At 51.0% G+C, this 12167-nt stretch carries 7 protein-coding genes and 1 pseudogene; 4 read left to right on the top strand and 4 right to left on the bottom strand.

The window, feature by feature from the left end:
* From AACZ40_RS24210 to AACZ40_RS24195, 4 genes and pseudogenes are all read left to right on the top strand, one after another.
* A pseudogene (locus AACZ40_RS24210) lies at positions 1-330 on the top strand (DNA polymerase/3'-5' exonuclease PolX); the annotation flags it as partial.
* Positions 331-400: 70 nt separating this feature from the next.
* Positions 401-1888, top strand: coding sequence for an AAA family ATPase (locus AACZ40_RS24205; RefSeq protein ID WP_291173402.1), 1488 nt, complete (start codon positions 401-403; stop codon positions 1886-1888).
* A 193-nt stretch (positions 1889-2081) separates the two neighbouring features.
* Positions 2082-2687: a hypothetical protein gene (locus AACZ40_RS24200; RefSeq protein ID WP_291173401.1), complete on the top strand. Its 606-nt coding sequence runs from the start codon at positions 2082-2084 to the stop codon at positions 2685-2687.
* Positions 2688-2822: 135 nt separating this feature from the next.
* On the top strand, positions 2823-6998 hold the full coding sequence (locus AACZ40_RS24195) for a c-type cytochrome (RefSeq protein WP_291173398.1): 4176 nt from the start codon (positions 2823-2825) through the stop codon (positions 6996-6998).
* Here the strand turns inward: AACZ40_RS24195 and AACZ40_RS24190 are convergent.
* The 4 genes from AACZ40_RS24190 to AACZ40_RS24175 form a co-directional block, all read right to left on the bottom strand.
* Positions 6961-8328 (bottom strand): prealbumin-like fold domain-containing protein, encoded by a 1368-nt coding sequence (locus AACZ40_RS24190; protein ID WP_339676164.1) that lies wholly within the window; start codon positions 8326-8328, stop codon positions 6961-6963. The two genes, AACZ40_RS24195 and AACZ40_RS24190, sit on opposite strands and share 38 nt — an antisense overlap.
* A 41-nt stretch (positions 8329-8369) precedes the next feature.
* Positions 8370-9830 (bottom strand): hypothetical protein, encoded by a 1461-nt coding sequence (locus AACZ40_RS24185; protein ID WP_291173392.1) that lies wholly within the window; start codon positions 9828-9830, stop codon positions 8370-8372.
* 48 nt (positions 9831-9878) lie between these two features.
* Entirely contained in the window at positions 9879-11288 is a 1410-nt protein-coding gene (locus AACZ40_RS24180) for a hypothetical protein (RefSeq protein ID WP_339676163.1), read from the bottom strand.
* 49 nt (positions 11289-11337) lie between these two features.
* A partial coding sequence (locus AACZ40_RS24175) for a hypothetical protein (RefSeq protein WP_339676161.1) occupies positions 11338-12167 on the bottom strand: 830 nt, incomplete at its 5' end.

The raw sequence follows: 12167 nt of genomic DNA, 5'->3' as shown, positions 1-12167 counted from the left end.
ATTATCGGCCATCTGTCAGGTCGCCTGATCGGCAAACGTCCCGGGGCCGACCTGAATTACGGCGAGATCCTCAAAGCCGCCGCCGATTACGGCACCATGCTCGAAATCAACGCACATCCCATGCGACTGGACATTGATGACATTCACGCAGCCCGCGCCAAAGAACTGGGCATCCCAATTGTCATTAATACCGATGCACACAGCGTCGCCGGGCTGGATGTCATGCAGTACGGCATCTACCAGGCACGCCGGGCAGGTTTAACGAAAAAGGATGTCGCCAATACGAAAACCTGGAAACAATTTCAGAAATTGCTGAAATCATCAAAATAAAATTTCATCCCCTTTCCTGAAAGTTCCGTTACCACAACTGACGAACAAGACTGAACAGGAACGAAGATTCATGCCGAATTCTCTGGAACTGCTGATCCGCTCGGGCAACCCGCTGATCTCCATCGAGACTCTCGATGAACAGCGTGCCTTGAAAGTGATTCAGGAGATCGCGATCAATCTGAAGAAACCCATCTTTGAATGGTCAACGACGGCCGGCTTATGCAGGCTGGAAAATGGCAGTCTGAAATCAGCCACCGTTCCCGGCGGCAAACCGGAACAGTCTTTGACCTTCATCCGACAGAATACCGACCAGGACCTGTTTGTATTCAAGGATTTAGGTGCCTACTGCCGCGACAGTGTCGTCAATCGCATGCTCCGCGATCTGATGGACACCTGCCATGAAAAAAAATCAACGATCATCCTGATCGATGCCTTCCCCTTACCAGATGAAATCAAACGCTTCACCATCCGCTATGAACTGGGCTGGCCGACTGCGGAGGAATTATCCGATGTCATCAAGTTGACCTACAATAAGATCAAACGGGAAAGCGATTCCGAAATCAAAGCCAGGTTGACCCGCCGCGAAATGGAACAGCTTGTACTCACTATGCGGGGACTCAGTTGCAGCGAAGTCGAACGCGTGATCAGTTCCGCGATCCTGCAGGACAATGATCTCAACGCCAATGATCTGCCACACGTGATCGAAGCCAAACGCACACTCCTCGGTTCCACCGGCTGCCTGGAATCGATCGCCGTCGATGTCAAATCCGAAGAAGTTGGCGGACTCAATAAACTGAAAGACTGGTTGAAACTCCGTCGGGGTGGTTTTACCCAGAAAGCCCAGGATTATGGCATCGAACCTCCCCGCGGGGTACTCATGCTGGGAGTCCCCGGCTCCGGGAAAAGCCTGTGTGCGAAGATGGTTGCCTCGGACTGGAATATGGCGCTCCTGCGTCTGGACCCGGGGATGCTGTATCAGAAATTCATCGGCGAAAGTGAAAGTCAGCTAAGGCAGGCACTCTCTCAGGCGGAATCGATGGCACCCGTCATTCTCTGGATCGATGAAATTGAAAAAGCATTCGCCTCGGCTTCCGGTTCCTCCGCCGATGGAGGCCTCTCCAAACGCATGTTCGGGACCCTGCTCGCCTGGATGCAGGACCATCGGCATCCGATTTTTATTATCGCGACGGCCAACGATATCTCCGCGCTCCCGCCGGAACTGATGCGTAAAGGGCGCTTTGATGAAGTCTTCTTTGTCGACCTGCCGACACCTGCAGCCCGCGAACAGATTCTCAAAATTCATCTCCAGCGCCGTAAACGTGATTCCGATCAGTTTGATCTGCGATCACTGGCCGCACTGGCGGAAGACTTCACCGGCTCGGAACTGGAACAGGCGGTCATGTCGGGTTTGTTTGCCGCTTTTGCAGAGAATGCCGAAATCGAAGACCGGCATATTGCCTCCGAAATCCAGAAAACACGCCCCCTGGCTGTGCTGATGAAAGAACGAATCAGTGAACTGCGTCTCTGGGCGCAAAACCGCTGTGTTCCCGCCGACTGAGACGGCCCCGGCTGTTTCATCCAGGAAACTGCCATGTTGTATTTTCGCAACGTGTTTGTACAACAACATTAACTTCTGCAAAATTGGCAGCAGACAGCCATTTCTGGAAGCATCGAGTTGAAAATCAGCAGGAAATACGGGACAATTAAGACTGTCGTACACGCAATCTCCTGATTTCAAATTGAGGATATATATGATTTCTCCCACCACATTCAGAAAAGTACTGTATTCGGTTCTGGGACTTTCTCTCGCCATCTATGCCTGCTCTGCCAGAGCAGCCGACAAAGAAGAAAAAACAGAGAAAACCAACGAAGTCGAAATCAAAGACATCACGCTCAAAATTCCGGAAGCCTGGAAGAGCTCTCCCCCGTCCAACAACCTGCGTCTCGCACAATTTGAAATCCCAGCAGTGAAAGGCGATAAAGAACCAGCAGAACTGGTAGTCTCCTCTTTTGGTGGTACCGGTGGCGGCGTCGCTGCCAACGTCTCTCGCTGGATCGGTCAATTCGCATCCGGGAAAGATCGCGAAGCCAAAGTCACCCAGGGAGAATCCAAAGACGGCAAATACATCTTCGTCGATATCTCGGGCACTTATAACAAATCCATTGGACCTCCGTTCCTCAGAAAAACAGAAGCGGTTCCTGACTCTCGTATGCTGGGCGTCATCCTGGCTGTCGAAGGCAAAGCCTACTACTTCCTGAAATTGACAGGTCCGAAAAAGACCGTCTCATCGGTCGTTGATGAATTCCGCGCTTCTTTCGGCGCCAATACCAAAGAAGAAAAGCCATTCGAACAATAACGAATGGCTGCTTTTTTATTTGCATCACGACTTATTTCAGGTTCTTAACAAACACCCTCTCAGCACTGAATCTACCGAATCATCATGCTCACCCAGCGAATCCCATCAGCCTGGATCAGGGGCATTTTGCCCCTGATGTTATTCTTACTTATAGCTCTTTTTCTCATCATCGCCGGCACTCCTCTGGCAGCTGCAGAAATTGATCCGGAAGAAGACGACTATCCCCCCGGACTGCTGGCCACTTACCAGTCGGGAAACAAGCAGATCCAGCGGATCGATCCGGATATCGCTTTCAACTGGGGAACACAGGCTCCGTTACCTCAGCTTCCCGCAGGACAGTTTACTGCCGACTGGACCAGCCTGATCCTCGTTAAGCAGCCAGGCGAATACCAGATTTCCGCCTACCTGGAAGGAGAGCTCACGGTAGAAATTGATGGCAAAACCGTGCTGAAAGGCACACGCGAAACCCCCGGCTGGATTGTCGGCGAGAAATACCAACAGAACTTCGGAGAATTCGAACTCAAAGTCTCTTATCAAAAAATCTCGCCACAGGCGCGCGTCCAACTGTTCTGGTCTTCAAATCTGTTCGGACTCGAACCGATTCAGGCAAACATCCTCTATCGCGAAGAAGGTAATCCCGAAGTCGCCCAGATCTGGCGCGGGCGCACGCACTTCGACGCGCATCGCTGTAACCGCTGCCATCAACGCCCAGATCAGCTGACCAGTCCTGCTGCTCCCGACCTGACGCATGTCACGACGGCGCTGAACCCGGAATGGCTGGTTCGAAAAATCAAAAACGATGACTCTGTCTCCGCGCACGCCAAAATGCCCTTCTTCGGCTTTAATGACCAGGAAGCAACGGCCATCGCCGCCTACCTGTATGCCAATGCGAAATCAGCTTCGCTCAGTAAAATCCCTGCGGCTCCGAAAGACAAGAAAACAAAGAAAGCCCCCACGCATGATGAAGAACAGCGTGCCGGGGAAATCCTGATGCGTTCGGTCGGCTGTCTGGCCTGTCATACGATTGACGGCAAAGGCAACCAGCAGCCTTTCAGTGGCGGCGATCTGAGCAGTATCGGCGACAAGCGCGAGACACAGTGGTTTTATACCTGGCTCTCTGACCCTGCGAAACTCAACAAAGACCATCGCATGCCGGTCATTAAACTCAGTACCACCGAACGCCGCCAGCTGGCTTATGCACTCTCAGAATTAAAACAGGCAAATCTTCCGCAGGGCAAAAAGCCGTCAGCTGAGAAATCGCTCATCTCTGAAGGGAAAAAACTGATCACCCAGGCCCGCTGTGCCGCCTGCCATACGATTCCCGGCATTGAAACACCGACTCAACAGATCGTCGATCTTTCCAAGTCTACTGAGGACTGGAAGAACTCCTGTCTGGCAGAAACCCCCGATCTGGAAAAAGGGCGTCCCGCCTATCGTACCATCGACCGGGAAGCGGTCATCGCCTATCTTAAATCAAGCGCTGGCGCGCCGTCTCCGGAAAACGAATTTGATCGTGGACGCTACGTGCTGGAACAGCGCAACTGCATCTACTGTCATGAACGGGATAAACACGAAGGCATCACCCAGATCGCCGGCGAAATGGCAAAGTTCGACCCCGCACTCGCCGGACAGAGCGAAGGCATGATTCCGCCCGCGCTGACCGCCGTCGGCGACAAACTCAAGCAGGAAGCCCTTTCCGAAGCCGTCAGTGGCGAACAGAAAAAAGTGCGCATGCCCTGGCTGCGTGTCCGCATGCCCCGTTTTCAGCATACGAAAGCCGACAAACAGGCATTGCTCGATTACCTGGTCGCCCACGATCGTGTCCCCGCGGATGGCCCGCGTCAGCCCGGATTCATGGTGGATTCTTCCGACCAGGATCGCGCGCAACTCCTGATTGCCGGCCAGACGATTACCGGCGCCAAAGGTTTCAGCTGTATCTCCTGCCACGTACTCGGCGAATATGAACCCCGCAATGTCGCGCTGGGAACCCGCGGCTCTGATCTGCTGATGCTCGGCGATCGCATGCGGAAAGAATACTTCCTCCGCTGGGTCCACAATCCATTGCGAATCGTGCCCGGCATGGAAATGCCCGCACTCAAGAAAAGCGTTCCCAAAGTACTGGAAGGCGATATCGACCGCCAGTTGGATGCCATCTGGCTCGGCCTGAATGATCCCCAGTTCAAAGTTCCCACCAACCCCTCCGTTGTAGAGCAGTTCTTTACCGTCGCAGCCGGTGAACCAGCGCGAATTGTCCGCGATGTCTTTACCAACCCCAAAGAGACCGGCGGCGGCTATGTGTCCCGCGCTTTTGCGGTCGGCTTTGACAATGGACACAATCTGCTGTTCGATCTCGATCAGTTCGCCATCGTGCAGTGGACAATGGGAGACCTGGCACACCAGCGCACCGAAGGCAAAAGCTGGTACTGGGATATGGCCGGCTCTCCGATCATCTCAGGTTACGAGCGGGGCTTTGAATTTATGCTGACTCCCACCGGTAAACAGCCCACAGCCGCCATCTATCCACAGCTCCAGAACGGACTGGCAGGCACACTCCGCAGCTACGAATCACAGGGGAATCAGGTCAGCCTGAATTATGAACTCAATTTCAAAATCGGCGATAAAACCACAACCGTCGCCGTCACCGACACCTTTCAAACATTAACCGACCAGCCCGGGCAGACTGGTTTACAGCGCACAATCAAAGCTGGAAATCTTCCTGAAGGTTACGCACTGCATGTTGGTCGCCCCCAGTTTTCCGCGAGTATCGGCAGTCCTCAAATCACGGTTCCCCACAAACCCGATGCGAACTGGCTGCGGATCCCTGATAACAATTCACACGAATTCATGCAGGCTGACAGCCCCTCCTCCGGGCAGGCCAACCTGACACTGAACTACCTCTGCAAACTCAAAGCAGAGGGACTGCAGGTCAAGACCAAGCCCCAACCCAAACCGGAAATCGAAACCGTCACCAGTGCCCCCGGCTTTGACGGCGTGCGCCTGCCTCTGGATGGTGGCATCATGCCCACGGCTCTCGCCTGGCGTGAGGATGGCACAATGATTTTCACATCCTTGAAGGGAGACATCTATCTCGCGAAAGACACCGACGGTGATGGCGTGGAAGACGAACTGACCCTGTTTGAAGAAGGTCTCTCCGCGCCGTTCGGCATCATCGCGGACGGCTCCGACATCATCGTTTCCCACAAGCCGGAAGTGCTCCGACTCTCCGATACCAACGGGGATGGCAGAGCCGACCAGCGCACCATCGTCGCCACCGGCTGGGGCTTCAACGATAATTACCATGACTGGGCCACCGGCTGTATTCGTGACAGTCAGGGCAATCTGTATGTCGGCTTAGGCAGCGATTACGCCCAGATGAAACGCCCCGACGATCAGATCAACTGGCGCGGCAAGATTCTCAAGATCACTTATAACGGCAATCTCGAAATCCTGGGACACGCCTTCCGCTATCCGACGGGCCTGGCCATCAACTCCAAAGATGAAATCTTTATTTCCGATCAACAGGGCGTGCAGAATACGTTTAACGAAATCAACTTCCTGATCCCCGGCAAAGCGTACGGCGTTCCCAGTCAATCCGATCTGCGTAACAAGGAAAACCTCGAAGAAACCCGCGCCGCCATCCAGGTGCCTCACCCCTGGACACGCAGTGTGAACGGTTTAACCTGCATTCCGAAACAGTTCGCCTATGACAGTCTGTTCGATCAGGGTCTGGGCTGCGAATACAACCAACGCTTCCTGATCCGCTTCACCACGCAGAAAGTCGGCGATACCGTTCAGGGCGCGACCTATTATTTCACCCGCGCCGATGTCCCCCCCGATGAACACAATTTCGCCGGCCCGATGTCGGTCGCCGTCAGTCCGAAAGGTGACATCTACGTCGGCAGCATCCACGACAGCGGCTGGCTCGGAGGTCAGAATACCGGTTCAATCACCAGACTGAGCCCGAACGGCAAACTCCCGAACGGCATCAAAGAACTCCGCGCGACTCACGATGGTTTCGAACTCGAATTCTTCGCACCGGTCGACGCGAAGAAAGCAGCCGACAAAGAGGCTTACACCATCGCCGGCTACACCCGCGTCTGGAGCGGCAGCTACGCCAGCCCCGACAGCGGCCGTTATAAAGTGGAAGTCGAAGATGTGACTGTATCAGACGACAAGAAAACGGTTCGCCTGAAGGTCAACGAACTCAAAGAGAAATTCGTCTACGAAGTCAACTGCCACCAGATCGGCACAGGAGATGAAACACTCTTCCCGGTCACAGGGCACTATTCAATGAACCAGATTCCAGAGTAATCGGGAACAGATCAGGGATGTTGATTTTCCAGACATTGGGCTGTTTTTCTGATGCAGTATAGGTCTCTATAGTTGACCTGTCTGCTTTAAATCCATGAATCTGTTTCAGTTCCGAAGGGGTCATATTCACCACCAGTTCAGGATCGATTTCAATATTGCGAAAAGGAGTCACAAATAAACCTGTACTGGCTTGTGGTACTGGGTAGTTACCGAATTTAAGGTTATTGTTCTGAAACCATAAAACTTTCGGAGCATATAAGACATTGATCTCAGCCAATTGACTGAGTTCATTCTTCTTAATCAGATAGACAGTTGGTGAGCTATAAATCCCCTGGAGAATTTCAACTGTCGGATACCAGGTCAGTTTCTGAGGATCAAGATTTTCATACTTTCCGTCAGCCGCTAAAGGGCAACGAGTTACCCTGTCATTCTTCACATCGATCAGATACACGCTTCTCTCAGATTCCTTGTTCATGTTATGACGATATAACCAATGTCGATCCTGTATCTTTTCAGAGGAAATCAGTCTGAATATTCTTCCTCTTGTGGTTTTTTCGAAATCAATAGATCTGAAATCACATAATAAGAAATACTCTTGATCATCAGGCATACTTTCCCAGTTGACCTGAAACTCAACTTGGACATCTCGGGGAGCATGCGCCGGACAGATAATCGTCTGCTCATATTTTCGGCCGGGGATCGTTGTGATTTGCTCAGCCTGAGGAGCCGCTCCCCAGGGTGCTTTCAGTGTTAAAATATAGTTGCCCCAAGGCAGTTTTCCGAAATCCAACAGGCCGTTTTTGTCACTAACGGCTTCAAGGGTAAAAACAGGGTTATTGCCATCACCCTTGGATAAGGTCCCTTCAAATCCTATAGCCGGTTGTTCCTCGCTCCCCTCCTGCTCCAGTTGAAACAGAATTGGCTGCAGTTCCCCCGACGTTTCAGATGCTGATTTCTCCTGTGCCAACTTGAACTGTTCCAGCATCTGCAAATTGAACGCTCGGCTTTCCTGCATCATCGACCAGGCAATCCCCACCACAGCGATACAGCACACCGTCATCACGGCAGAAATTCCGGTCATAATACGTTGCGACATGATTTTCTCCTTCATTGCATCCAGCCAGAGTTGGCGGGCGATTTTGATGGGATCGCCGAATTGACTTAATACGCGTTGTTTCGCTAGATCTTCGTCTGAGTTCTTTAATAGTTCTCGATTCAAAGCACACGCGAAGTGGTCGCTGAGTTCGTCGATAATATCCTGCCGCAATGACGATGGTTCATCGTCACGCCTGGGTGGAAAATCTTCGATACTGAGCTCAGGCCAGGCCACGCAATACTCCGCTATGTTTAAATGGTTAGAGCTGTTTCGCTTTAGAAGAAGCCCCCGCCAGACCCATTGGCTTCAACCTGTTTGGTCCCCTCAGGAATTTTTAACTGTTCCAACTCAGGCAATTTTATTTTCCACACGTTGTCCTGATCTTTAGCAGCAGTGAACTTCAGCAGCTTTCTAAACTGAATTCCACTGGAATAGGCAAACGGTCTTCCACTGACATTTTGAGTTCCTTTATTCTCCTCTCTAACTGCTGCATTCAGAGCCCCGATCTTTCGATGCGTGACAATCAATGTGGTAGCATCAACATTATTGGGTCCTCCAAAAATTGCGGCGTTCTGCAGGTTGAGATTGGCAGGAGAAATCAAACGTAAGGATTCTCGACTGTGATTCAAGACCATAAACGAAACGCTACTTTCCTCCACATTAGGATTATCTAGCTGTAGATCAGCCAGATCCTGCCTGTACAGCAGATACATCACCGGTAGCAGATACTGATCTCCTTCAATCATATTGATCGTTTGTCTGGCTTCCAGCTTACCAATATCAATATTCTGGAACCTTCGATTCTGATCTAACGGGCAACGAAAGACCTGGTTCTTCTGATTGATCAGACAGGCCATCGAATAGTCCCATGTTCCATCCAATGGATTGGGATACGGTCTGGTCCAAAGCTCAGCGCCAATTTTACGGGACAATGCAGAGAGTCCACTGTCAATGGGCCGGGGTCGAAAGTCGCACAGCAACAGCCAGTCATCTGACTTCAAGTCATCAGGCCATTCCACCTCAAACCGGACTGGGACTTCAACGGGTGCCGCACTCGGGCAAACGATGGTCTGGGAAAAATTGCGCCCCGGTAACACAGTCAAATCATTGTGATAAGTTTCTCCCCAGGGAGCAATGACATTTAACGAATATACCCCCCAGGGCAGCTTGCCAAAATCCAGTTTTCCTTCAGCATTACTCTCTTCTTTGAGTGTGAATGAATCTGTGTTATCCCCGATTTTAGTCAACTTCCCTGCAAAGCCGCCCCCTGGCCTCCCGTCCTCCTTCCCTTGAACCAGTTGAAAGGAAACCTGATTCATTTCAACGGCAGCTGACTCAGTTTGAACTTCCGACACCCGTCGATTCGCAATTTCCGTCATCTGCGCCATCATCCGGGTATTGAACGCCTGGCTGTCTTTCATCATCGACCAGACCATTCCGACTACGATGAAACCGCAAACCGCCATTGTGACAGAGACACCGGTCATAATTCGTTGAGACATGATTTTCTCCTTCATTGCGTCCAGCCAGAGTTGGCGGGCGATTTTGATGGGATCGCCGAATTGATTTAATACGCGTTGTTTCGCCAGTTGTTCATCCGGGTTCTTCAATAACTCTCGATTCAAGGCACACGCAAAATGGTCGCTGAGTTCGTCGATAATATCCTGCCGCAATGAGGATGGTTCATCATCACGCCTGGGTGGAAAATCGTCGATGCTCAGCTCAGGCCAGTTCAAGCGTGGCTCCTTAATTAACTTTTAGTACAGCTTCACCCACCATGTTGTTTATTTTTCAGGCAGCTTGATTTTCCAGAGATTCGGTTCGTCTGTTGAAGCAGAAAAAACCAGCAGTTCCGGTATTTGTACTCCGTCCAGGTGGTTCATTTCTCGAGTCCCCTCCACAAGCTCTCGATAAGCCAGAACTTCAATTATATTCATCTTATTGGTCAGCTCTCTCTTCTCATTAAATGGTACCAGAAAAATCGAAGACATTGTTTGAGGATGCCTGCTTCCCGGGCCATATTGAAAATAATTGTAAAACTCGAACCGGGACGGATGACTGTCAGGCGAATAACTGAATTTGCCACTACGTTCCCAGTTGAATACCTGGTAATCCAACCGGGAAGACAGAGTCGACAGTTTCGAAAGATCTTTCCTGGATACCAGATACAGCACCGGTAAAATATACCTTCCTTCCGCCAGACTGAGAGCAGGCTGTACCTGCAGCGTTTCCGAATCGATATTTTCCAGATAACCATATTCATTCAGCGGACAGGCAGTCACCCGGTTTTGAGCATCGATGAGATACACTCCCTCCGTTTTTTGCTTTTCTTGACGATGATTCAATATCCAGGGAACGTCATTGACCTCCCTCATACTTCTGAATGAATAAGAGGCAGTTGGGAAAGACGGGTTCATCCCGGTATTTATATCGCGAAAGTCGCAGATTAAGCACCAGTCTTCCGACTTGAATTGATCCGTCCAGTTCACTTGGAACTTGACCGTAGCCCTCGCAGGAGCCTCTGAAGGGCAAACGAGCGTTTTGGAATAGTTGCGTCCCGGAACAACCGTCAAGTGGGGAAACTCGGCGCTCTCACCCCAGGGCGCAGTCAGCTTGAGACGATATTTCCCCCACGGGAGTTTTCCGAAATCAAGTTTTCCCCCCTGATCACTCACAGACTCCAGTTCAAAGGAGTCGGATTGACTTCCGGTCTTCATCAATTGCCCGGTAAAGCCAACCGCCGACTGTTTTTTTCCAGAGTCCTGAATCAGCTGAAACGAAATCAGGTTCATGCCTTCCGTGCCAATGCTTTCCTGAACCGGTGGATTTTGAGTGAGCCGTTCCAGCACCAGCAGATTGATTCGTTCACTCTGTTGCATCATCGACCAGGCAATCCCCACCACGGCGATACAACAGACTGCCGCTACCACAGAGACACCGGTCATTATTCGTTGCGACATGATTTTCTCCTTCATTGCATCCAGCCAGAGTTGGCGGGCGATTTTGATGGGATCGCCGAATTGATTTAATACGCGTTGTTTTGCTGTCTGTTCATCCGGATTCTTCAATAACTCTCGATTCAATGCACAGGCAAAATGGTCGCTGAGTTCATCGATAATATCCTGCCGGAGCGACGTTGGTTCGTCGTCACGTCGCGGCGGAAAGTCTTCGATACTGATCTCAGGCCAGTTCACTTTTTACTCCTGAATCGAGGGGCTACGACAGAGGCTCCGTTTGGGATGCTCATTGGAACCTCTGGGTATCTTGAATCTCGTCTCTACTTAACTTAACGCGGGCTATTTTTTTATCATATAAATTGATGGTCCAGATATTATTCTTCCCAGGAGCTGCCACAAAATGCTGCACGGGGTATTGCAGTATTTCCCCGGTACTGACTTCAATCGGCTGCTTATCCAGAATTTTCAGCGGCGACACGAAGACGGTCTGCTCGATCCCATACATGGTCCCATCTGGGATATACCTGGAAAGCCCAGAGACTAAATGTGACATGTTAGAAGATACCGGATCAAAATAATTCTCATTCATAATTGACAACTGGCTCAAATCATCCCTGTTGACCAGATAGATGACAGGCAAAGTATATCGCCCCTGAGGTATTTTGACTGTTAATTGGTCCAACGGGAAATCCGGTTTCAGATTTGGATACTTGCCGGCTTGGGTCATCGGAATCGGTGAGAATGCCCCGTTTTTCCCGATCAGATAAACGCCTTGATTTACTTGTTGTGCATAGAGCCACGTTTCATTTTCAATTTGACGTTCACTGGAATAAAAACGCTCTATTTTTTCTTTTTTATGAATGATCTGACGTACGCCAAAATCTGCCAGGAACAGCCATTTGTCTGACTCGAATTCTGCCGAGCGGTCAACCTGGAAGCCGATGGAGACCAGTTCCGGTTGATGGGCGGGACAAACAATGGTCTTTGAAAACGCACGCCCCGGAATCGTTCTGAGATTCCGTATCTGATACATTTCTCCCCAAGGTGCTTTCAATTCCAATGCGTAAGCCCCGGCGGGTAACTTGCCGAAATCCAGTTTGCCTTGCGTATCACTGA

This window comes from uncultured Gimesia sp., from assembly GCF_963972345.1.
Classification (GTDB): Bacteria; Planctomycetota; Planctomycetia; order Planctomycetales; family Planctomycetaceae; genus Gimesia.
The sequence above is the reverse complement of the archived record's forward strand: the minus strand, read 5'-3'. Positions and strand labels throughout refer to the sequence as shown.